The sequence below is a fragment of the Chryseobacterium sp. KLBC 52 genome, from assembly GCF_003347605.1.
GTDB lineage: Bacteria > Bacteroidota > Bacteroidia > Flavobacteriales > Weeksellaceae > Chryseobacterium.
In genome coordinates, this window is record NZ_QDFZ01000023.1 from 37185 (window position 1) to 61717 (window position 24533).

Annotated in this window: 21 protein-coding genes; 11 read left to right on the forward strand and 10 right to left on the reverse strand. The window is 36.4% G+C overall.

Features of this window, described 5'->3' with window-relative positions; genetic code table 11:
- The first annotated feature begins 154 nt into the window (after positions 1-154).
- The 5 genes from kdsA (at position 155) to DDF69_RS20150 (ending at position 7203) form a co-directional block, all read left to right on the forward strand.
- On the forward strand, positions 155-964 hold the full coding sequence (gene kdsA, locus DDF69_RS20130; RefSeq protein WP_034697782.1) for a 3-deoxy-8-phosphooctulonate synthase: 810 nt from the start codon (positions 155-157) through the stop codon (positions 962-964).
- 43 nt (positions 965-1007) lie between these two features.
- The gene (locus tag DDF69_RS20135; RefSeq protein ID WP_114822348.1) at positions 1008-3245 is read left to right on the forward strand and encodes a TonB-dependent receptor plug domain-containing protein; all 2238 of its coding nucleotides are present in this window, start codon (positions 1008-1010) and stop codon (positions 3243-3245) included.
- A 130-nt stretch (positions 3246-3375) separates the two neighbouring features.
- Positions 3376-3756: an HYC_CC_PP family protein gene (locus DDF69_RS20140; protein WP_228412058.1), complete on the forward strand. Its 381-nt coding sequence runs from the start codon at positions 3376-3378 to the stop codon at positions 3754-3756.
- 117 nt (positions 3757-3873) lie between these two features.
- A complete protein-coding gene (locus tag DDF69_RS20145; RefSeq protein ID WP_114822349.1) occupies positions 3874-4347 on the forward strand; it encodes a DUF3347 domain-containing protein in 474 nt (157 codons plus the stop codon).
- Between the two features lie 105 nt (positions 4348-4452).
- Positions 4453-7203: a multicopper oxidase domain-containing protein gene (locus DDF69_RS20150; protein WP_114822383.1), complete on the forward strand. Its 2751-nt coding sequence runs from the start codon at positions 4453-4455 to the stop codon at positions 7201-7203.
- Between the two features lie 308 nt (positions 7204-7511).
- Here the strand turns inward: DDF69_RS20150 and DDF69_RS20155 are convergent, their stop codons facing one another.
- The 7 genes from DDF69_RS20155 to DDF69_RS20185 form a co-directional block, all read right to left on the reverse strand.
- Positions 7512-7790: a hypothetical protein gene (locus DDF69_RS20155; RefSeq protein ID WP_114822350.1), complete on the reverse strand. Its 279-nt coding sequence runs from the start codon at positions 7788-7790 to the stop codon at positions 7512-7514.
- A 126-nt stretch (positions 7791-7916) separates the two neighbouring features.
- Positions 7917-9950, reverse strand: a complete 2034-nt coding sequence (locus DDF69_RS20160) for a S9 family peptidase (RefSeq protein WP_114822351.1) — start codon at positions 9948-9950, stop codon at positions 7917-7919.
- Positions 9951-10023: 73 nt separating this feature from the next.
- Entirely contained in the window at positions 10024-11142 is a 1119-nt protein-coding gene (locus tag DDF69_RS20165; protein ID WP_114822352.1) for an FAD-dependent monooxygenase, read from the reverse strand.
- A gap of 55 nt (positions 11143-11197) precedes the next feature.
- Positions 11198-11698: a GNAT family N-acetyltransferase gene (locus DDF69_RS20170; RefSeq protein WP_114822353.1), complete on the reverse strand. Its 501-nt coding sequence runs from the start codon at positions 11696-11698 to the stop codon at positions 11198-11200.
- A 15-nt stretch (positions 11699-11713) separates the two neighbouring features.
- Positions 11714-12322 (reverse strand): hypothetical protein, encoded by a 609-nt coding sequence (locus DDF69_RS20175; protein ID WP_114822354.1) that lies wholly within the window; start codon positions 12320-12322, stop codon positions 11714-11716.
- Between the two features lie 186 nt (positions 12323-12508).
- Complete coding sequence (locus tag DDF69_RS20180) at positions 12509-13375, reverse strand: RNA polymerase sigma factor RpoD/SigA (protein WP_002979276.1); 867 nt, start codon at positions 13373-13375, stop codon at positions 12509-12511.
- A gap of 365 nt (positions 13376-13740) precedes the next feature.
- Positions 13741-14532: a S1/P1 nuclease gene (locus tag DDF69_RS20185; protein ID WP_114822355.1), complete on the reverse strand. Its 792-nt coding sequence runs from the start codon at positions 14530-14532 to the stop codon at positions 13741-13743.
- A gap of 446 nt (positions 14533-14978) precedes the next feature.
- Here DDF69_RS20185 and DDF69_RS20190 point away from each other — a divergent pair, with 446 nt between their 5' ends.
- From DDF69_RS20190 to DDF69_RS20205, 4 genes are all read left to right on the forward strand, one after another.
- Positions 14979-15920 carry a type VI secretion system baseplate subunit TssG gene (locus DDF69_RS20190; RefSeq protein ID WP_114822356.1) on the forward strand — a complete coding sequence of 314 codons (942 nt, stop codon included), beginning with the start codon at positions 14979-14981 and terminating at the stop codon, positions 15918-15920.
- 54 nt (positions 15921-15974) lie between these two features.
- A complete protein-coding gene (locus DDF69_RS20195) occupies positions 15975-16877 on the forward strand; it encodes a TssN family type VI secretion system protein (RefSeq protein ID WP_114822357.1) in 903 nt (300 codons plus the stop codon).
- Positions 16878-16903: 26 nt separating this feature from the next.
- Positions 16904-18043 (forward strand): hypothetical protein, encoded by a 1140-nt coding sequence (locus DDF69_RS20200; protein ID WP_034697821.1) that lies wholly within the window; start codon positions 16904-16906, stop codon positions 18041-18043.
- A 100-nt stretch (positions 18044-18143) separates the two neighbouring features.
- Positions 18144-19319 (forward strand): aminotransferase class V-fold PLP-dependent enzyme, encoded by a 1176-nt coding sequence (locus DDF69_RS20205; protein ID WP_228412060.1) that lies wholly within the window; start codon positions 18144-18146, stop codon positions 19317-19319.
- A 52-nt stretch (positions 19320-19371) separates the two neighbouring features.
- Here DDF69_RS20205 and blaIND read toward each other — a convergent pair whose 3' ends face one another.
- Entirely contained in the window at positions 19372-20100 is a 729-nt protein-coding gene (gene blaIND, locus DDF69_RS20210; protein ID WP_114822359.1) for an IND family subclass B1 metallo-beta-lactamase, read from the reverse strand.
- Positions 20101-20677: 577 nt separating this feature from the next.
- Complete coding sequence (locus DDF69_RS20215) at positions 20678-21331, reverse strand: metal-dependent transcriptional regulator (protein ID WP_114822360.1); 654 nt, start codon at positions 21329-21331, stop codon at positions 20678-20680.
- Positions 21332-21416: 85 nt separating this feature from the next.
- Here DDF69_RS20215 and DDF69_RS20220 point away from each other — a divergent pair, with 85 nt between their 5' ends.
- A complete protein-coding gene (locus DDF69_RS20220; RefSeq protein ID WP_114822361.1) occupies positions 21417-22445 on the forward strand; it encodes a threonine aldolase family protein in 1029 nt (342 codons plus the stop codon).
- A 155-nt stretch (positions 22446-22600) separates the two neighbouring features.
- On the opposite strand, the gene DDF69_RS20225 is transcribed toward DDF69_RS20220, so the two are convergent.
- On the reverse strand, positions 22601-23104 hold the full coding sequence (locus DDF69_RS20225; protein WP_114822362.1) for a hypothetical protein: 504 nt from the start codon (positions 23102-23104) through the stop codon (positions 22601-22603).
- Between the two features lie 465 nt (positions 23105-23569).
- Between DDF69_RS20225 and DDF69_RS20230 the strand changes: the two genes are divergently transcribed.
- A complete protein-coding gene (locus tag DDF69_RS20230; RefSeq protein WP_114822363.1) occupies positions 23570-24532 on the forward strand; it encodes a hypothetical protein in 963 nt (320 codons plus the stop codon).
- Position 24533: the final 1 nt, after the last annotated feature.

The following is a 24533-nucleotide window of genomic DNA, read 5'->3' on the forward strand; positions in this document are numbered from 1 at the left end:
TTGTCATGCTGAGCCTGTCGAAGCATCTATCAATAAATAATCGGAAATCCAAAAGCCAAAAACTATTGCAGCCATAGCCTGTTAAAGCAATCAAATAATTTCCATTTGTGAAACTTTCTCAGTATTTTTACTGAACTTTTTAATTACAACAAAAATGATTCAGTATTTAGATAATATTTCGCACAAAGATTCAAAAAACTTTTTCCTTATTGCCGGACCTTGTATTATTGAGGGGGAAGATATGGCATTAAGAATTGCTGAAAAAGTAATCAGCATTACCGATAAATACAATATTCCTTATATCTTCAAAGGAAGCTTCAAAAAGGCTAACAGAAGCCGTGTAGATTCTTTCACAACCATTGGTGAAGAGAAATCTCTTGAAATCCTTAGAAAAGTAGGAGAGACCTTCAATATTCCTACCACAACCGATATTCATGAAAATGAGCATGCGGCATTAGCAGCACAATATGTAGATGTTTTACAGATTCCTGCATTCCTTGTACGTCAGACCGATCTACTGGTGGCTGCAGCCCAAACAGGAAAATGTGTGACTTTGAAAAAAGGGCAGTTCCTTTCTCCGGAAGCGATGAAGTTTGCGGTTCAGAAAATTACAGATTCCAATAACGAGAAAGTAGCGATTATTGAAAGAGGAAATTCTTTCGGATATACAGATCTGATCGTAGACTACAGAGGAATTCCTACGATGAGAGAATACGCTCCAGTGATTTTGGATGTTACACACTCTTTACAACAACCTAACCAAAGTTCAGGCGTTACAGGAGGAAGACCAGATCTTATTGAAACCGTTGCCAAAGCAGGAATTGCCGTAGGAGCAGACGGAATTTTCATCGAAACGCATCCTACACCGGAAACGGCATTATCTGATGGTGCCAACATGTTAAGATTAGATTTATTAGAAGATTTGTTACAAAAATTGACAAGAATTAGAGAATCGATTTTGTAATTGTTAAAAAAACATTAATTTTAGAAATTCTAAAACATTTCTTTTGAAAAAACTAGTTTTACCGCTAAGCCTTATGGTCCCTGTACTGTTTTTCTCCCAACAAAGGAAAAAAGATACAGCGACTACTAAAGTAACCGATATAGAGGAAGTTGTCTTCCAGAAAAAAGCAACAGGAAGAACCAATGACCTTACCAACGTAAGAATTTCAGCGAAAGAAGCGAAATCAGTAGCTTCTATTAATGGAGGAATTGAAGGATTGCTTAAAACACTACCTTCCGTAAACTCCAACACCGAGCTGTCTTCACAATATATGGTTCGTGGTGGAAACTATGATGAGAACCTTATCTACATTAATGATATTGAAATCTACAGACCTTTCCTGATCAGAAACTCTCAGCAGGAAGGGATGAGTATCATTAACCCGGATATGGTTTCCACAGTGAATTTCTCTGCAGGAGGATTTGAAGCCAAATATGGTGATAAAATGTCTTCTGCTTTAAATATCTATTACCGTGAGCCTGAAAAATTTGAAGTTTCAGGGGAGGCAAGTTTAATCGGAGGCAGGCTTACAACAGGTCTGGCTTCAAAAAATAAAAAATTTACAGCCTTATTTTCCGGTAGATACAGAAACACCAATCTTGTTCTTAATACCTTAAAAGAAGATACAGACTTTAATCCAACCTATTGGGATTTTCAGTCTTATCTGAACTATCATGTCAGTGATAAATTCACGATGTCATTCATCGGATATTATTCCAAGAATGATTATGAAATGATCCCAAGGGCAAAAAGTGTTACATTCGGAAGCCTTCAGCAGCCTATAACCGTAAATATTGGCTATGGAGGACAGGAAAATGACCAGTATAAAAATATGATGGGTACATTTTCCATGAACTATAAGCCTGCAGACAAATGGAAGCTTACCCTGGATGCCTTTGCTTATCAGAACAGAGAAAGAGAGTATTACACAATACAGTCAGCCTACGAGCTTCAGACTTTTGATCCTGTTACGCAGCAACCTGTAACGTCTTTCGATGTTGGAGGGCAGATAGAACATGCCAGAAATGACTTGTTTGTAAGAACATATGGGACGCAGTTCAGAGCAAAATTCTCCCCCAATGTCAATACAGACTTTGAGGTTGGATTTAAATATGAAAAAGAAAATCTGAAAGATCTTACCAACGAATGGAAATTGGTAGATTCTGCAGGATACAGCATTCCAAGACCCGAAGTCATTGACCCGAGAACCGGAACTACAGGAGATCTTAAGCTTGCTTATTATATTGCCGGACAAAATAATATCGAACCAACAAGACTTTCTGCCTATGCACAGTATTCACAGAAGTTTTATTGGGGAGCCAGTAAAGTATTCGTGAATGCGGGAGTACGTGTAGCGAACTGGAGTTTTAATAAAGAAATAATATTTTCTCCAAGAGCTCAGTTTGCGATAAAGCCTGATTGGGACAGCGATATGTTGTTCAAAATTTCAGGGGGAATCTACTACCAGGCTCCTTTCTATAAAGAAATCAAGGATTTGGATGGTAATTTTAACTCTAATATAAAATCGCAGCGTTCTATCCAGGTCATTCTTGCCAATGATTATGAGTTCCAGATGTACGACAGACCATTCAAGCTTACTACGGAACTTTATTATAAAAAATTGGATAACCTGATCCCGTATTATATGGATAATGTAAGAATCCGTTACTCAGGGCAGAATAATTCCAAAGGATATGCGTATGGTATTGATACCAGATTATTCGGGGAATTTGTTCCAGGTGTAGATTCTTGGCTATCTGCGAGTTATGCCAGAGTGTATGAAAATATAGATGGCAGAGGAGATATTCCAAGACCTACAGATCAGAGGTTGAGGTTTGCGATGTTCTATCAGGATTATATGCCAAGCTTTCCGAGTATGCGTGTGAACCTTACCTTAGTGTATGCTATGGGATTGCCTACGGGAGCTCCTGTAATGTTTAACAGCAACGGACAACCAGATTTTGGTTCAGCTTATAATTATCAGCAGACGCTGCCTTCTTATAAAAGAGTAGACTTAGGATTAACAAAGGTCTTTATTGATCCGAAAGAAAAAAATAAGAGATCCGGTTTCTGGGGTAATTTTGAGGAACTGACGTTAGGTGTTCAGGTTTTCAATGCATTTAATATCAATAATACGGTTGCCAACCAATGGATCACAGACTATAACAGCAATTATATGTATCCTGTTCCGGTACGTCTTACAGGACGTTTCTTTAATGTGAAACTGGAATTCAAACTATAGTTACGATTAAAAATAAAATAGCAGAAAGCTTCCGAGAATCCGGAGGCTTTTTTGTTTACCCGAATTTTATAACAACATTACCAAATTCTATAACAACGGTTTCAGATATATTTTTAACTTTGTCTTACCAATGAAAAAGATTCTTGCCATAGTGTTTTCTATTTTCTACTTCGGGTTTTCTTCCGGAGCAGCTTTTAGCATTCATTATTGTATGAAAGAATTTGTTTCTGTAAGCCAGAAAGCGGATGATATCTGTGCTAAATGCGGCGTTAAGGAAAAAAAAGGATGCTGCAAAACGGAGATCAAAATCGTAAAAGTAGACGATTCACAGAAATCAGATTATCTGAATGTGGATTTCTTAAGTGCAGTTTCAGAAATTCCGGTGAAACATCAGTTCACTGTTATTGACAAATCGTTTTCTGCAACCAAATTTACTCAAATTCAGATTAATGCGCCGCCTGAATTCCGGCCGGTCCCTATCTACATCAATCATTGTAATTTTAGAATTTAGAATCCGTCAGTCGTTTCCGGTATAAACATGTACTGCTATGGGACGACATGTTCTGACGCATTTACCGATGCGTGATCCATTATTCTTTATTAAAAATTAATTCTAAAATTTAAAACAATGAAAAAATATATTATCACAGCAGCCCTATCTTTATTCTCAATCGTGTCATTATCTGCACAATCTAAAAAGGATGCGCAGGTTTCTAAACTGTATCAGAATTATATTGCTATCAAGTCAGCATTAGCTTCGGATGATGCGGATAAAACTTCAAAAGCCGCAACAGAATTTATCAAGACAGCTTCAGCCATTGATTATAAAGTAGTTTCTGAGGGAAATCTTAATGTTTTAAGAAAAGACGCTTCTGTAATTTCTGATTCCCGAACTATTGCAGCACAAAGGGAAACCTTTTTCAATCTTTCGGATAATATGATCGCCTTGACCAAACAATTCAAACTTTCTGAAAAACCAGTCTACGTTCAATATTGCCCAATGGCAGACGGAAGCTGGCTAAGCGATGAAAAACAAATCGCTAACCCATACTATGGGAAGTCTATGCTTTCTTGCGGAAGTGTAAAGTCAGAAATTAAATAATTGCTGTATTATTCTTTAAAACAATAAGTTGTATGGTTTTAGGTTATCTTTAACTTTAAGCTGTACAACTTGCAAAAAGTTCGAAATATTATGAAAAAGCTTGTAATGTTTCTGATGCTGTTATTCACTGTTTTTACTTTTGCACAAACTACAAAAACGTATTATACTTGTCCGATGCATCCGGAAGTAGTGTCTTCAAAACCTGGAGACTGTCCCAAATGCGGAATGACCCTGGTAAAAAAGACCGTTATCATAAAACCCAAAGTAGTTGCAAAACCGGAAACGAAACCTGTCCCTAAAACAGAGTCGAAAACAAAACCCACAGAAACTAAAATAAATAAAGTTAGTAAAGCAAAAGTTGCTGAGAAAACTAAGATTATAAAATCTTCTGTTAAGCCAGAGGTAAAAAAGGTATTGCCGGTAAAAAATCAGGCTTTAACTCAAGCTCAAACTACCTATACCTGCACTATGCATCCGGAAATAGTTTCGGACAAGCCGGGAAAATGTCCTAAATGTGGAATGGAGCTGGTAGAAAAAGAAGCTCAGTCCCATACACAGGCTGAAAATCCTAAAGAAGAAAAATCTATTTTAAAACGTAATTCAGAAAATGGAAAGATTACTTTTGGAGGAAAAACGATTCGTTATGATCTGTATGTAAAAGATACTATCGTCAATTTTACAGGAAAAAACAGAAGAGCCATTGCAATCAATGGTAAACTTCAGGCTCCGACTTTATATTTTACCGAAGGAGATACTGCAGAGATCTATCTGCACAATATGCTTAAAGAAAATACAGGGCTGCACTGGCACGGAGTGATCCTTCCCAATGAGCATGACGGTGTTCCCTATCTTACGACCAAGCCTGTAAAACCGGGCGAGACGCATTTATATAAATTCAGAATCTCGCAAAATGGAACGTACTGGTACCATTCTCATGAAGCCCTTCAGGAACAGATTGGGATGAACGGTATTCTGGTTTTCAAAAAAAGAGAAGGTGAGCCGAAAACAATATACAATGCTGAAATTCCGGTATTACTTGGAGATTGGAGTGATGATGATCCGATGCAGATTGCAAGAAGGCTTCATATGGCCAATACAGACTGGTATGCGGTAAAGAAAAATGCGGTACAGAGTTACTGGGAAGCCATTAAGTCCGGGAATTTAGGAACAAAAGCCCTGAATGAATGGAAAAGAATGGAAGCCATGGATGTAAGTGATGTTTATTACGATAAATTCTTAATCAATGGTGCACCAAGTTCAGATTATTCTAATGTAAAAGCTGGTGATAAAGTAAGACTGAGAGTTGCCAATGGAGGTTCATCTACCTATTTCTGGCTGAACTATGGTGGAGGAAAGATAAAAGTAGTGGGAAATGACGGAAATGATGTTGTTCCAATAGAAGTCGACCGTCTGATTGTAGGAGTTTCTGAAACTTATGATATTGAAGTGACCATTCCTGAAAACAAAAGCTTTGAGTTCAGGGCGACTTCTGAAGACAGGATAGGGCACGCTTCTCTCTGGCTGGGTTCAGGTGAAAAGGTTGAAGCGCCCAATCTTCCAAGATTAATGCTTTTTGAAGGAATGAAAATGATGAATGGTATGATGGAAATGAGCGGAAATATGAAGCCGATGAATATGACGATGGGAAATCAAATGATGGATATGAATGAAGTGATGTATCCGGAATTGTCTGAAAATCAAAGGAAAACTACAGCGAAGCATATCAATGAAATGATGGGTGTGAAGACGAAAGATGATAAGAAAGAAGATCATTCTCAACACTCAGGAATGGAGATGAAAGAAGAGAAAACAATCAAAAGACTGTCTTACAATATTTTGAAATCTCCTGAGAAAACCATTCTTCCCACAGACAGCATTCGTGAAATGAAATTTACGCTTGAGGGGAATATGAATCATTATCTGTGGACACTGGATAATAAAACGGTTACAGAAACAGATAAAATTCTGATTAAAAAAGGAGAGGTTCTTAGAATCAAGATGTATAATAATTCTATGATGCGTCACCCGATGCACCTTCATGGTCACGATTTCAGATTAATTAATTCAAAAGGAGAGTATTCTCCATTGAAAAACGTTGTGGATATCATGCCGATGGAAACCGTAACAATAGAATTTGCTGCGAATCAGGATGGCGACTGGTTTTTCCACTGTCATATTCTATATCATATGATGGCTGGAATGGGAAGAATCTTCAGTTATGAAAACTCAAAACCCAATCCTCAGCTTCCGAACAGAAAACTGGCCTGGAAAAACTTTATACAGGATAATAAAATGACCAGTTCCATGGCGATGCTGGATGTTGCAAGTAATAAGATCCACGCAGAAACAATGACGATGTTCGGACCGAGATGGGCCAATCTGAATGAGTTTCATTCCAACTGGAATTTTGATCATTTTGAAGGAAGTGCAAAGGTAGGGCGTTTCTTAGGAAAATTTCAATGGGCATTACCTTATGCAGGAATCAGGGTTCAGAAAAATCATGAGATCATGGAGAGACAGATGGCAGAAGATCTGGGAATGGATTTTCATGGGAAAAAGACCTGGTTCGGACAGCAGAAGGCTTCGAAAAATAGATTTGCATTCATTGTTGGTATGCAGTATGTATTGCCAATGCTGATTACTGCTGACGCAAGTGTTGATCAAAACGGAAAAGTGTTATTGGAACTTAGCCGAGAAGATATACCGCTTTCCAGAAGGCTGAGAGGAAATTTCAGTGTCAATTCAGATGGTGAGTTCTCAACAGGATTGAGATATATCGTTCAGAAATGGCTGTCTCTTTCAGGAAATTATGATAATGAAATGGGCTGGGGTGCAGGTGTTACTTTAACCTACTAAATAAAATCAGACTATAGTAAAAAGCTGTCTCTTATTGAGGCAGCTTTTCTTGATCAGATACATGTCGTAGGGAAACTTTTTATGGACGCAAAGAATAGAGTATTCTAATGCTTAATTTTAGGAGGCAATGAGCTGCGACTTTGTCGCTGATGAAGCTATAAGTTATACATTTGCTTAGAAAGAATCAATGAAATTGATTCTGGCTTTGCTCTCTTAAAATACTACAGATTAAAAATGAAACCTTTGCGTTTTAAATACTACCCTGCAAAGTGTCTTTATATCTGCATACTTATTACTTTTACATTTATTTATAAGTAATGATCAATAATTACTTTACAGGCTTTGGAAACTTCTTTGTCAAAGTAAGCTTTGCCATCTTCAAAGTCATAATTTTGATATGTACATTTAGATGCAAACTCCTTTGCTAAAGTTACTTTCCTTAGGAAACTTACCGGATTCACCAATCTATTATTCTTTTTAGTAAGTCTTTTAAGAGTAATAAATTGAGACAATTGCTTTTTAACTAGCTTTTCAATTTTTCTTTTTCTTTTACATTCATAATAGTAATTTTTATTATTAATATTCAAATGTAATGTGTTGGTTTTATGTAATTGATGAGTATAATTTTAATAAGAAAAATGTTAATAATTTAGCTAAAAACAAAAACCACCTCATTTTCACGAGATGGCTTTATGTAATTGATGCAAATGCTTTTATTTAGAAGCTCCTGCTGCTTTTTCAGTCTTTGCTGGTGTATAAGTAACTTTTGAAATATCAACCGTCATTTCCTTCAGACGTTTTGCCACATTTTCAGGCATTTCTTTCTGATATCTTCCTCCGATTACTTCAGCAAGGAATTTTTCGATTTCAGCATACATCGCCATATTGTTCACAGGTTTACGGAATCCATGGCCCTCATCATCAGCAAGAATGTAGTTTACCTTTTTTCCTTTATCACGAAGAGCGATGACAATCTGATCTGCTTCAGCCTGCTTTACTCTTGGATCATTAGCTCCCTGAACAATCAGTAAAGGTTTGTTGATTTTATCTACACTGAATAGGGGACTTGCATCATGCATACGTTTTTTACCTTCTTCCGTTTTTGGATCACCTACCATCCCATAAAGGAATGCCCGGGCAGCTTCCCAGTAAGCAGGAACTGAATCCAGTAAAGTAAATAAGTTACTTGGTCCTACGATATCTACTCCTGCAGCATATACATCCGGAGTGAAAGCCAGCCCGGCCAGCGTTGCATATCCACCATAGCTTCCTCCCATGATGACTACTTTATTTTTATCTGCAATTCCCTGATCGATCAGATATTTTACGCCCCAGGTAATATCATCCTGCATCAGTTTTCCCCACTGAAGATCTCCACCATTCTGGAACTTTTTACCATAACCGCCACTTGCTCTGAAGTTAGGCTGAAGCACGGCATACCCTCTGTTAGCTAAAAACTGTACGGTTGAGTTATATCCCCAATAATCTCTTGGACCTTTCGGGCCTCCATGAACCAAAACAACAACAGGAATATTCTTGCCAGATGAACCTACAGGTAAAGTCAGGTAAGCCGGAATTTCAAGTCCGTCACTGCTTTTGTAGCTGATAGGAGTCATTGCTGCCAGATACTTTTCAACTTTTTTCAGTTCTGTTCTTGGTGTATACTGGAATATCAGCTGTTTTGTCTTGGCATCAAAGAAATAGGCTTCTGAAGCATATTTATCTCCTCCTACAGAAACAAGGAACTTAGAATAATCATTGGTAGAACTTGCAAAACCAACCTCTCTTCCAGGGAATTTACTTTGCAGGAATTTGTAGTTAGCTTCCCAGGCTTTATCTTTCCAGTAATATTCTGTTTTATCTCCGGTGTAAGAAGTGTAGATCATTTTTCTTGTATTTCTGTCTAGGAACAGTCCTCCAAAATCTACTTTATCTTTAGGATCACTTTCTATTTTTGTAATCTGTTTTGTTTTCGGATCCATCAGGAATAGTGCAGATTTATCAAGATCTCCTTTATTGGTTACCAGATAAAACTTAGAATTGTCTTCGTTCCAGTTGGAGATATAAGCACTTTCTGTAACCAGTGTTTCGTAAATAGGAGTCAGTTTATCACCTTCTTTATAAAAAAACTGTGTCGTTCCTTTATCATCCGTTTTGGAAAGAACTCTCAATTTTTCATCCCAGTCAAAGTCGTAGCTTGTGATACGGTCTGTATTTTCGTAAATCTTTTTCAGTTCTCCTGTAGAAATTTTCACCGAATACAGATCGTGCCATGCTTTATCGCGGTTATTCAATCCGATCATCAGCAAATCGGGATCTTTTCTGCTTGCCATGTAGATACTGGCAGTTACGTCTTTAAGCGGTGTAATATTCCTTGATTCCGGAACTCCTTTTGTTACTTTTGCCATAGGATCTACTGCAAAAATATTCATGTTTTCATCACCGTTATTATCTTTTACATACAGAATATATTTTCCGTCTTCTGTCCAGAAATATCCATTCAACGGGCGTTTGCTGTTTGTTAAAGGACGTGCTTTTTCAAAAGGTTCATCAATTTTTTTTACCCAGATATTCATAATCCCTTCATATTCTTTTGTAAAGGAAATCCATTTCCCATCGGGACTCAGCTGTCCTCCGGCAATTTCCGGGTTACCAAAGAATAAAGCTCTGTCCAGTACCGGGACTTCCTGTGCTCGTGCTGTATGTACTCCTATGAGCAGGAGCAATACATAAAAGATTTTTTTCATGTTTTTAAGTTTTAGTTGTTATTAATAAATTGTTGATGATTTTTAAATTTTTATCAATTTTTATAATAATGAACTACATTTCCAGTTCAATGATTTTTTTTGCCATTTTCTGATTTATGCTTTCCGGAATTAAACCCAACAGAAAGTTACGTAGGGAATTCCCTTTTTCCCATTGAGAAACCTTTCCGATGGTACGGCTTGTATGAACGATATAATCAACCTTTTTCCTTCTGGTACTTTGAAACTTTTTGAAAATAGTATTGAAATCCTGATGACTTTCCAGCAATTTCCCAATGATATAAGCGTCTTCAATGGCCTGGCAGGCACCTTGTCCCATATTGGGAGTTGTGGCGTGAGCAGCATCACCAATCAGGCATAGATTTTCAGAATACCATTTGGGAATAGGAGCGAGGTCGGAAATTGTATTACAAATAATATCTTCGTTTGCTGTAGCTTCAATAAGTTGTAAGACCAAAGGATCAAAATCATTAAAAATCTCTGCAATTTCAAGATATCTCCCGAAGCTTTTTTCATTGATACAGGCATACCAGTATACTTTTCTATCAGAAATTTTTACAAAACCGAAACGTTTTCCTTTGCCCCACATTTCAAAAGCTTCCTGATGATGTTTTTCCGGAAGATCAAAATCTACCAGTCCACGCCAGCATTTCTGCCCGGAGTTTCTTATGATACCCATTTTCAGGATCTGATTACGGATAGGAGATTTTATGCCGTCTGCACCAAAAACAATGGTACTTTCAATCCGGGTTCCATTGTCAAAATCTAAAATATAGTTTTCCTCTTTTCTTATTTTTTGTAATGAATGATTTAATTTGATACAATCAGACGAAAGGTTTTCTGCCAGAATTTTCTGAAGTTCAGCCCGGTGAATGGCAACATTACAGGAATTATACTGCTTTTCCAATTCCAGAATTTCTGTTTTGGAGATGGTCTGCAAAGACTCATTGGCGATAACGATTCTATGGATCTTATTACCTGCATTTTCAATCTTTTCTTTTAAACCCAAACGGTCAAAAACCTGCATGGCATTGACGGCCATCATAATTCCGGCTCCTACGGGTTTTATTTCGGGAGCAGATTCATAGATCGTAAAATCATACTGATGCTGTTTCAGTACATTTCCGAGGGTAAGTCCTCCTATTCCGGCTCCGATGATTGAAATAGTTTTCATGGATATTGTTTTTTGCAGATTTTCACAACGTTGCGAAAGATTCTGTTTGATTACTCTATAACGTTAAAATATAACTCTCCGATACTTTTTTAAAACCATATTTACTGAAAAAGTTGTGAGCGCCATGGTTGTTGACTCCGCTTTCCAATAAAATAAAACTGATATTCCAGTTTTTAGATTCATGAATGGCTTTCTCCAAAAGGGTACTTCCCAGGGACTGACCTCTTACAGATTGATCCAGGAGCATATCCTCCAGAATGGCGTATTTTTTAAAAGGACTGTTGATGACGTTGAAAACCATCATACCGACAATTTCTCCACCTTCATTTTCTGCGATCAGAATATTCAGTTTGGAACTGCCGTCAGAATTAAAATCGGTGATCAACTGTTCTGTCAGGATCAGTTCAAGATCAGGATTCCAATGGTGAGAGTCTATGGCTCTGCCGGACATCATTTCGCCATGAGAAATATAAGAATCTGTTTTATGGGTAATAAAAAAGTCTACGAGGTCTTTTACTCGGCTTTTATCGGTAAGCCATTGGGTAGTATATTTCATGAAGTGTGATGGTTTTTATTTTAAATTTTTCAGTTCTTGCAGCAATGTATTCTGCTTGTTGATAAATTGATTGAGACTATCTGTTTTCAGAGGGTGAGCCTTTTGATATTTTTCAATTTCAGGAAGTGTTTTTCTGATTTTGAATACAAGATATTGATCATGAAGTGTGGTCCTGTTTGCTTTTATTTTTGCGATGAGGTCTTTGATCGTCTGTGTTTTTACATTATATTTTTCAGCACTTGCTTTTATCTCTTTTTCAATTTGCTTCTTTGTAACAGAATCGGTTACCGAATTTGATAGTGCCGTTGCATCATTATAATATGTTTCCGATTTACCGATAATATCATCATATTCCGAAATGGAGGTTTCAGCTTCCTTTTGAATATTGTCTATTCTCGTATCAAGATCCTGTAAAGCTTTGTCATTTTTTATAAGTTCCTGATAGATTTCATGAACAAGGTTTCCCTCACGTGAGGAGTATCTGGTGTTTTTCTTAATAGCTCCTGAAACTGAAGATTCAGCATTGTCAACTGCATTTTCTACTACAGGTGCCTGCTTCGATTTGTTTTCGCTGCAGGAAATTAGAGATAAAGCCAGAATAGAAGCGAAAAATATTTTTTTCATAGTATGTTTTGTTTTGGTTGAAGATCAGCATCATATCCAAAGCAACTAAAATTAATCATTTCAATGCTAATACAGGTGATCAAAGGATATGATTTTAATTAGTTGAACAAACCTTGAAAAATGTTACATCCATAAAAAAACGGAGCCTGAAACCAGACTCCGCCTATAAAATTTTTTACGCTAAAATTATTTACCCAGGTAAGATTTAAGGATCTTGCTTCTGGTATTGTGTTTTAGTCTCTTAATTGCTTTTTCTTTGATCTGACGAACTCTCTCTCTTGTAAGATCGAAAGTTTCACCAATTTCCTCTAAAGTCATTGGGTGTTTTCCGTTCAGTCCGAAGTACAATCTTACCAGATCAGCCTCTCTTGGCGTCAAAGTATTCAATGCTCTTTCAATCTCAATTTGTAGAGATTCCAGCATCAGATCTTTATCAGGACTTGGAGATTCTCCTGAACGTAATACATCATAAAGATTAGAATCTTCACCTTCTACCAAAGGCGCATCCATAGACAGGTGTCTTCCGGAGTTTTTCATAGATTCTTTGATATCTTCCTCGCTCATGTCAAGAACTTCAGCCAATTCTTCCGGAGAAGGTGGTCTTTCATTTTCCTGCTCAAGGTGAGCGTATGCTTTATTGATTTTGTTGATCGATCCAATTTTGTTCAACGGTAATCTTACAATTCTTGACTGTTCAGCCAATGCCTGTAAGATTGATTGACGGATCCACCATACTGCATAAGAGATAAATTTGAAACCTCTAGTTTCATCGTACCTTTTTGCCGCTTTCATTAATCCTAAGTTACCTTCATTGATCAAATCGGGTAAAGAAAGACCTTGATTTTGGTATTGTTTAGATACAGATACTACGAAACGAAGGTTGGCTTTGATTAATTTCTCAAGTGCGGCTCTGTCGCCTGCACGTATTCTTTGTGCCAATTCTACTTCCTCGTCCGCAGTGATCAGTTCCACTTTACCAATTTCCTGCAAATACTTGTCTAATGAAGCAGTTTCCCTGTTGGTAACCTGCTTAGTGATTTTTAATTGTCTCATTTATTTTATCCTCAAAAAAGAGTTACTATAATATATACGTATGAAAAGGTAAAAAGGTTACACAAGGTGCAATATTTTTTGTACAATGAATAATGCAGAAGGTATTAGTATTATTTTAAATAAATTTAATTATCTGATAATGAGTAGTTTGATCTTTTTCTTGATGACGGGATAAAATTTAAATTAATAATGAAAACACTACTTAGAATCCCGTAATTTCCTTAAACCTTAAACCTTAAACCTTAAACCTTAAACCTTAAACTTTGAACAAAAAAAAACGAAACCGAAGTCCCGTTTTTATCTCTAAGAGCTATATTGTAAATGGTTTTGGGTTAAAAACCCGCAACCCGCAATTCGAAATCTACTTAGAAAAGCTCATTCAATATTTTTGCCAGTCTTAATCCACCGTATAGAAGCTGTCTTTCCATTGTTTCATTAAACTTGTACTGATAGTCGTAAGCTAATTTAGAATCGTTTGGAGTCTGTGCATAGATTTTGTTGGCGATTTTATGAGAATCATACAACCAGTCTTCCAGGGTTCCGGATTGGATCTGTGCCACTTCTTCGTTAGATTTGATATCCAGAAGTTTAGAATATTCAGTATAGCTGTATTTTTGAGAATCTACTAACTTTCCATCCCAAACAGAGTGTAAATTGGTTTTTTCCCCGAAATAGGTAACATTGATTTTGTTTCCGCCTAAGTCTTCAGCTCTTCCTACGTGTAGAGGCTGTGCAAGATCTCCCATAATGTGGATAAGGAAGATTAAAGCAATTTTTCTGTCTTTTTCAGAAGTGTTTTTGTCTTTGATCTGACTTGACAATGTGTTTACCTGTGTATAAAGGCTTGGTCCTGCCTGTGCTTTTAAATTTTGTTCAAATGCTTTAAAATCAGTCATCGGATCAATGTTTACATAATGCCATGATGAAGCCTGCTTCCATGCACCTGTGGTATCCGATTTGATAAAATCCGGCCAGTTTGCCCAGTAAGCGAGACGTTCTTTTCCCATGATCTTTTTAATCTCTCTTCTTGCTTTGCGGGAAAGGTGGTTTTGTGCAATGTCTGCAATCACTCTGTGTCCCGTTAATCCCCACGCATAAGAATAAAGTGAAGAGGCCATGAATGCTAAAATCAGAATTTTAGAATAAATACTTTTCATTTTAAATAACAATTTTCAGTCTGCAAAGATACGGCCCGCTTTCGGAATGAGCATGCTTTATCCTGAATTTATTCCATATGATGATATTAATAAAATTTAATTTAAATAAAAGAAGCAATTACAGTAGGTTTGACGGCTTGAATTTTTCCGGTAATAAAGGGACAGCAGAGAACAATACAGATTACAATTTAAAACGTGAATCACAACTTTAAACCTTGAACTTTAAACTATAAATTAAAACCCTTTAATCGATTGATTCTGAATAGTTAATTTTAAATTTAAAAAAGCAAATAAATAGGCTATTTACCGTATTTTCACGGAATTTGTAGAAAAATATTCCTATTAGTGTCAATAAATTACTACTTTTAGGATAAAATTGTTGTAAAAATATTTTTTCAAACTTATGAGATATATTATCTTTACAAGTCATAATCAGAGGAAACACTATGTATGAGAATAATATTGTAGATATGCATTACAATAAGCTGCAGACAGACTTTAAGGCTGAAGCTGTGGCTGTAAACCTCTTGAAATACCATCGTGCGGTAAGCAATATATTCATTGAGCGTGTCGGCGTGAACGACAGGGCTTACCTGAAGGATATAAAAAGTATTTCAAGCAGTTATTTAGGATTTGACGAGGAAGTTTTTACTATAGAGAGTTACAGAGAAGGTATTTACGACTATCTTCCGGAAGGATTATTTCATCCGCCGTCTCTGGGAGCTTCCAGAAAGAATGTTGATACTGTGGTAAGGGAAATCCGTAAACAGAAAAGGGTAGAGGATGATGCCCGTAAGTTTTTCCGACCTTTTGAGCTGGAAGTATTTTTTACGGAAATCAGTGCTTTGCTTAAAGAATCAGAATTTGATATCACCAGCAGTACAGATTCTTTGCTGGAAACAGTAAGTGAGCTTTGGCCCATGATCAAAATGCTGGACAAGCAGAGTGCCTATATTTTTATGCATATTTTACCTTTTTTCCATCAGATCAGAGGAGACAAAAGATGGTTTGAAAGATGTATGACTGCTTTTCTGCAGGTACCGGTACAAGTAACTTTTTCACCTAATATTATTGACGGAATTGAGAAAAATGATGATTCCATGTTATTGGGAAATTCAAGATTGGGAGTCACCTATATTCCAAGCGGTCCTCATATGGACGGGCAGCGAAACTGGGTGGTGAACATTGGCCCTATTCCTTATGGGGATATGAAGAAGTATATTCCGGGAAGTCCGTTCAGAAATGTGCTTCAGTCACTGTATGACTATTTTCTTCCTGTAACAGTGGATGTGGAAGAGAATTTTGTTACAGAAAAAGAGGAATATTCATTCAGTCTTGAAGACGATGGAAGAAATGCCAGCCGCCTTGGATACTCTACATTCCTCTAAATTATTTTATTATATTTACAACTACCAACAAAGTATAAATTCGAAAAGAAACAAATGGAAATTTCTTCAGTAAAAGGTATTTTTTTAAGGTATATCTTAATGCCTTTAATCGCAATTATTATGATGGTTATACTCGGTGTAATCAGGAGAAATAAACCTGCGATCAAAATTAAAGTTATTATTATATATGTACTCCTTTGCAGCTTATGTCTGGCTATCCCGGGCGTTTTTGGATTTGCAGGAAATCTTTTTAATCCGTACTGGTATCTTATTGCACAGGTGATCTACCTTATTTTTGGGATTATTCATGTGAATCTGCTGCATAAATATTTCAAAAAGCATATTGATTCTCTGGCAATGAGTATTTTGTTTGAATCTATCCTTTCATTGACGTGTATTGCTTTGGGCGGATATCTTTTCACCCTGATCTTCAACTGGATGAGCAAAGGCACAGGATACGCTGTGATGGCGGCAACAAGTATGGTGATCTTTGTGGTTCCGATGGTATTTTATTACTGCTATATCCAGTTTATCAGCATTCCTTTTGATATTTATAAAACATGGAGATATTCACCGGAGCAGAAGCTGCCAGATTTTGAAGGGGCAGATTTTGACAGACTAATGGTACTGAATGTTGAACTGAGCAAGAAACTGGAAGATACCAACCGTTTCAGAATTAAAGCGAAAACACTTCCTACAGGGGTTACTTTCGGAGATTGGTTCTATAGAGTAGTAGATGATTACAACCACAAAAATCCAGGTTCCATTATTCATCTTTCTGACGAAGGAAATGAACCTTATTACTGGATCTTCTACACCAAAAAATCGTTTTTCAGCTTTAGAAAATATATAGATTTCGACCACGACATTACGACAAACAACATTTCTGAAAATGAAGTGGTGATTTGTAAGAGAGTTATTCAGCATGAAGAGGAGGGAGTCACAAGAAAATCATAAACACAAAAAATTAAAAAGTATTAAACATGATACAGCCTATTAAACATTTTGCCATCAATTGGGTGGATGGGATGAAAGTTTCCCAGAGACACCTTAATGATCAGGATAATTTCTTAATTGATACCATTAGAGATTCCAATTCCCTTGGAATTACTACATATAACTACGGGCTTCTACCTATTTCCAATGAGTTTACAGACCGTACCATTTTTGATGTTCACAACACGGCAACCAATGATGTACAGTTGGTCATCAAGCGTTGCAGCGCTGTGACAATGGCAGGGTACCGTATTGAACTTACGGACCGAAGAATCAGCGTGAAATCATTGGCGAAATCAATGAATGAAGAGCAGGCTGATGGTGAATATTATATTTTGATCTCTGTAAATCCTTTTGATAAAGTACCTTTTGGAGATATTGATCCTGAGGAAATTCCGCCACGCCACCCGAGTGCACAGCCGAATCACCATATTGAACTGCTTCCTGTAACGTCTTTAAACAGCAGCTATTCCGGAGGAAATTATCTTATCATCGGTAAGGTAGATTTAAAAGGAAATATTGCTCAGGTGGACTCCAACTTTATTCCACCTTGTACTTCTGTACAGAGTCATCCGGCTTTGGTGGATTATTACAGCAGCTATGCGAAGTCTATCGGAAATCTTCAGCAGTATGCTTTTAAAATCATTCAGAAAGCATCCCATAAAAATCAGAATACCGCATTGGCACAAAACGTTAAGTTCTTGTGTACTACTATGGTGAATACTTTTGGAGATATGTATTTCCAGTTCAGAAATATTACGCCTTGGCAGCCGCCAGTATTTTTAATTGAGTCTTTTGCGAGACTGGCGCTTCATTTATACAATTCAACCCAGCTTCTTGTTCCTGCAGAATTGGAGGAAATGCTGAACTACAGTTTGGAATGGAGTGAAATTGCCCCTCATACTTTACTGAACCAGTTGTCTATTGTAGCAGAAACAAACTATGACCACCATAATTGTGGTGAACCATTGCTTTATATTCAACAGATGTTGAGAAGCCTTGAAATTATCTTCTCTAAACTGAGCGAGCTGGATTATATCGGTCAGAGAAAAGAAAATATTATCGTTAATGAGCAGGAAGTTTCCACAAACACAAACCCAAAAAGAGGTTGGAGTGTTTTAGATTAAAATCATTGAATAAAAAATAGAGTCCCGGATGAAAATTCGGGATTTTTTATAGGCCTATTTAGCAAAAATTAAAAGTACATTTGTTGTAAGGATTGATAAAATGAATTTAGAGGTTATAAGACAGGAAACTCCGGGATGTTCGGATAAGATATTTTTAAACAGTGCAGGGGCTTCATTAATGCCTAAATCGGTTGTGGAGACTACCATTAAGTTTTTATATGAAGAACAGGAATTGGGAGGATATGCAGCGGCGGTGCAAAACCCTGATATCATCAATCAGTTTTATGAAGAGACTGCAAAATTGATTAATACAAAACCTTCCCATATTGCATTTGTAAGCAGTTCTACAGATGGATATGCAAAAGCTTTATCCAGTATTGATTTTAAAGAAGGAGATTGTATCATCACCACCAATGATGATTATATCTCTAATCAGATTGCGTTTATTTCGTTGCAGAAAAGATATCGTATTGAAATCATCAGAGTGGCCAATCTTCCTGACCATGAATTGGATCTTGAAGATTTTGAAAATCTGATCAAAAAACATAACCCTAAATTAATTGCTGTTACTCACATTCCTACCAATTCCGGTTTAATTCAGAATGTAGAAGGAGTGGGGAAGTTATGTAAACAGTATGATGTTCTGTATCTTGTGGATGCCTGTCAGTCAGTAGGACAGATTGTGGTGGATGTAGAAAAAATCCATTGTGATTTTCTGACGGCAACCGGAAGGAAATTTATGCGAGGGCCCAGAGGAACTGGATTTTTATACGTTTCAGATAAAATATTAAACCAGAAAATGTATCCTCTGTTTTTAGATAGTTTTGGTGCTCAATGGACATTATTTGATGATTTTCAGCTCCATGATACTGCTAAAAGATTTGAGCTTTTTGAAAGACCTTATGTTGCTTTAGCTGGATTCGCAGAGGCTTTACGCTATGCCAATGCGATTGGAATGGATCAAATTGAGAATTACAACCGGAAATTGACCGATACTTTAAGAATTAATCTGCAGAATAATGGTTTCAAAGTACTTGATAAAGGAAACAGGCTAAGCAGTATTGTGACTTTTTGCCAGACAGATGGAAAGGTTGAAAAGATTCATAAAGCTTTGAGTGATCATAACGTGTTTTTTAAGGAAAACCGCAGACAGGATGCATTAATTGATTTTACCTCTAGAAATGTAGATCATGCAATCCGTTTATCCCCTCATTACTTCAATACAATGGAAGAAATTGAAAAAATATCACAACTTTTAGAAAATATACAACATTAAAATGATGGTTTTAAATTTAAAGAGCCCTGGCATTCGCCAGGGCTCTTTAAATTTATTTTTTATTCAGAAGATCAAGGGTGTGTTCTACGTGTCCGCCTCCTTTCCATTCATCGTGTCCAGGGATGATCAAGGTCGCTTGTGAATATTTGTTTTTAAGTTTTGTCATGGTTTGTGGCCATTGGGCAACGTTGGCTTCTCCCGTGTAGCCAAGATCAACGGCTGCTTTGCTCTTGACAAGACATCCTCCGTCCAGTATTTTATATTTCGGAAACCAAACCACTACATTATCAGCAGTATGTCCTTCCCCAAGAAAGTCAACTATAAATTCCTCTCCACCAATGCGATATGGCTTTCCTGTTTTAATAAGCTCAGTAGAAGTTGCTTTTCCATCTTTCTTCAAAAGCTCGTTGGTTTTCGCTGTAGCGTAGGTTTTGATGCCTTTCTTATTATAAAAGCTTAAATCTCCGGCTCTGTCTTCATGCGAATGAGTGGCAAATACCGCAATAACTGGAAGGTTATGTCTTTTCTGAATAGTATCTAAAAGACTTTGATACTGTGTTTTCTGCCAGGGAACATCAAACAAAACAACTCCTTTTTTTGTCACCAGATAAACCGCATTGGTAGAATATTCTTTCCCTCCGAATACTCCGAAAGTTTTATAAATATAAAAATTGGGTTGAATCTGTGGTTCAATAACAAAATCTCTTACCTGAGTGGTTTGAGCCGTTGCCAATGGACTTAGCAACATCGAAATAATAAAAAACGGAATGCTTTTTTTCATAATTTTTTTAAGTAATAATTAAAGATTGGGTATTTGTCGGAAAGACAAAGCCTGTAGAAAGTTTTGCAAACCTAGGTAAAAATAAATTTTCGGCTATTTAGAGAAGGAGAGTTTAACCGTTTTTTAACAGTTTGAGGAAGATAATAAATGCAGATTTGTATGAGTATCAAACCTAAAAGGTTTCAAAAACCTGTTAGGTTTATTTGGGATAGGGCAGTAAGTAACTTTTCGCTGTAAGCTTAAAATCAGAATGATTTATCTTAACGGTACTTTATTTCTTAAATCTTCCTTAATGGTTTAAATTTTTTGATGAATTAAAGCAAACCTAACAGGTTTCAAAAACCTGTTAGGTTTATTTGGGATAGAGCAGTAAGTAACGTTTCGCTGTAAGCTTAAAATCAGAATGATTTATCTTAACGGTACTTTTTTTCTTAAATCTTCCTTAATAGTTTAAATTTTTTGATGAATTAAAGCAAACCTAACAGGTTTCAAAAACCTTTGAGGTTTATTTGGGATCGAGCAGTAAGTAACATTTCGCTGTAAGCTTAAAATCAGAATGATTTATCTTAATTATGCTTTATTTCTTAACCAGTATTTTCTCAGTCGCTTTTTTGCTTAAAATTTCTGTTTTTCCCTCAATCTCTATCGTCATGGATTTATCAAAACTTTCTATTTTTACAATTTTTACCTTGGTGTTGAGCAGCAATTTCCTGTCATTCAGATAGGTAAGGAAAGCATCGTCGGAAAGGGTAACAGAGGCAAAGGTGACAGTCTCTCCCGGTTCACAACTGCTTAATTTTTGCAGATCCTGAGCAATGATATTACCATCTTTATCAGGGATAGGTTCTCCATGAGGATCGAATTTAGGATGATCCAGAATTTCGTCCATTTTATCAAAGAAGATTTGAGAATGCACATGCTCAAGCTGTTCTGCAATCTCATGAACGTTTTCCCAGCCGAAATTCATTTTCTTAACCAGGAACATCTCGGTAAGCCGGTGTTTACGAACGACCAGGGCAGCTTCACGTCTTCCGCTTTCTGTAACGATTAAGGGTTTGTAGGTTTCATAAATGACCCACTTTTTTTCCGCAAATTTCTTCATCATGTTATTGACACTCGGCATTTTTACATTTAAAAATTTGCTGAGCTCATTAATCGTAACCTTTCCTTCATTGTCAACTAAATGAAACAAAGCTTTCAGGTAATTCTCTTCTGTTAGGGTTGTTTTCAAAATGTTAGATGATTTTCAGTACAAATCTAACAAAATAAAATGAAAAGTTGACTCTTGGTATTTTAACTTTTTTTACTTTTACTCTATGAAATTTTCATTCAAAAACGATTATTCTGAAGGCTGTCATCCTAATATTTTACAGGCACTTTCACAGCATAATCTTGTACAGCAGGCTGGCTATGGAGAAGATGAGTATTCATTAAAAGCGAAAGCATTAATTAAAGAAAAAATCAATAACCCGGATTCGGAAGTCTTTTTGGTTTCAGGTGGAACCCAGGCTAACTTAATTGTTATTTCTGCCATTCTAAAACCTTATCAGTGTGTTATTTCTGCTGCTCCCGGGCATATCCTGAATAATGAAACGGGAGCTATTGAAGCTACAGGCCATAAAATATTGAGCATTGAAACGGCAGATGGAAAAATAAAGCCTTCGGATATTGTTCCAATTTTAGAGGGACACAGTAATGTGCCACATCAGGTAATGCCCAAATTGGTTTATATTTCCAATTCTACAGAGCTGGGAACAATCTACCAGGCAAAAGAACTGGAAGAACTCTCCGTATTTTGTAAGGAAAATAAATTATATCTCTTTATGGATGGGGCAAGACTTGGGCATGGGCTGACAGCGGAGATCAGTGATCTGACCCTGGAAAAAGTAGCTGCTCTGACTGATATTTTCTATCTTGGAGGAACTAAAAACGGAGCTTTGATAGGAGAAGCAATCGTAATAAATAATCCTGTGCTACAGGAAGATTTTGCTTTTAATATCAAACAAAAAGGAGCGTTACTGGCAAAAGGAAGACTGTTGGGAATTCAGTTTATGGAACTCATGAAAGACAATCTGTATTTCGATCTGGCACAACATGCCAATCAGCAGGCGATGAAAATTAAAAAGGCTTTGCAGGAAAAAGGAACTGCTTTTCTTTCCGATACCTATACCAACCAGATTTTTCCTATTCTAAGTAATGATCTTATTGAGGTATTGTCTGAAAATTTTGAATTCTATGTCTGGAAAAAAGTAGATGAAAATTTTTCAGCCATTCGTCTTATTACTTCGTGGAGTACAGGAGATGAAGCTGTGAACCGTTTTATTGAAATGATTGAACAGAATTAGCATAAAATGAAAGCTGTCTCAAAAGTGTCATTCTGAACGAAATAAAATGTAGTGAAGAATCTCATGTAGTTGTTTGTCATAGAGATTCTTCCTTCGTCAGAATGACAAAAATCCACTAGTGGACTTTTGAGACAGCTTTTTTGTTTTATAACAAATTATTTTTTCAAAGCTTCACTTACGACCTTACAATCTGCAGGAGTTAGCTTCTGTCCGTCTTTATAGCTGATTTTTTTCTCGTCGGCATATTTGGTTTGTCCGTCTTCTTCCTTATGATCACCAATACCTTCCGTTAAAACATTATCCTTTTGAAGGAAGTAGATGTCTCTTTTGCTCTTTTTACCTTCAGAGCTGAATTCATAAGTTAGTTTCAGGGTATCTCCGGATTTGAAACCCGTTACATCTCCTTTTGAACTGTCTTTTTCGCTGTTTTTATAAGAGAATTTTCCGGTGATTGTTCCTAAATTGTCATCAATAGAAGCAAAAACACTGTCTTTTCCTGTAGCCCCGATATAACAGAACGATTTTGGTCCAAGAGTATCTATTACAGGTTCTTCCACAGCAATGGTATCTGCTTCCACTTTGGGAGCCGGTGCTTCAGTTTTCTTATTACAATTGATTAAAAAAGCTGATACAGCGCCCAATAAGATTAATTTTTTCATATCCTTAATTGTTAAAAATCAAATTTCTATTCTGCTAAAATAATAATAGTATTTGTATATTAAAAATAGGATATGAAGAGATAATGATTTTTTGGTGAAAATTAATATTTCATAAAATGGATTTAAGGAAAAATATCAATTAAAGAAATACATTGAAATTACCAATACTTACGGTACGAATTAACAGGTCGCTCCTCCGGAGCTATAATTTTAAAACCAATACGTTCTATTAACAGTTAGCTCCTATTGGAGTTGAATTGTTCCCATTGGGATATACTATTAATAGAAAAAATGAAGTTTCCGTAATAATAAAGCTCCAGAGGAGCGATCTGTTAATTATACTTTAATCTAATTGGAGAACAATGTTTAAAATATTGCTCATAATGAAATACTATTTTAATGCTATTAAAAATATCTAAAGTTTTTAGGCACGGAAAATGATTTACTTTTTAAAATTGATTGTTAATGAAAAAGATTGCTCAGGTGCTGAGTTTAGGATTATTTATTTTAGGTATATATTTTGTGCCGGGACAGGCTCCTCAGAATTATATTTATACTTCCTCAGGAGATCTGCATAGAATTGAAAAGATGATAACCCGCAAAGATATTGGCGGAGTACAGATTGTTTATAACTGGAAGGCTTTGGAAATATCAAAAGATGTATATGATTTTTCTGTTATTGAGAAAGATCTGAGTTACCTGACGAGCCTCAACAAAAAACTATTTATCCAGCTTCAGGACAGGTTTTTTGAGCCACAGGCAAAATATATTCCTGAGTATGTGTTGAAAGATAAAGAATATACAGGAGGATTGGTTCCTCAGTATGATAATCCGGGCGAAAATAAACCTGTTGGAAATGGTTGGGCTACCCAGCAATGGAATCCGGCGGTCCGAATGAGATTTCAGAAACTGATAGGAGAGCTGGCAAAGCAATTTGATGGAAAAATCCAGGGGATTAATCTTCCGGAAACAGCGATAGATATTGATATGAAAAAAGACACAACAGGCTTTAGCTGCGACCGTTATTTTCAGGCTGAATTGGAAAATTTACAATTTGCAAGATCTGCTTTCCACCAGTCTTACGTATTGCAATATGTCAATTTCTTTCCGTGTGAATGGGAAAATGATCACCAATATATGTCCAGACTCTTCGATTTTGCTTATAAAAATAAGATCGGATTGGGTGGACCTGATATTGTTCCGGATAAAAAAGCACAAATGAAAAATTCTTATCCTTTTTTTAATCAGTACAAAGGAAAGCTTTCTCTGGTTGCCATGGCTGTTCAGGAGCCGACGCTGACTTATAAAAACCCGAAAACGAAGAAACCTTTTACCAAAGAAGAATTTACAGCATATGCTGAAAACTATCTTGGCGTTAATATTATTTTCTGGAGTGTGGAATCTCCCTGGTTGAGAGATCCCAGCTAAT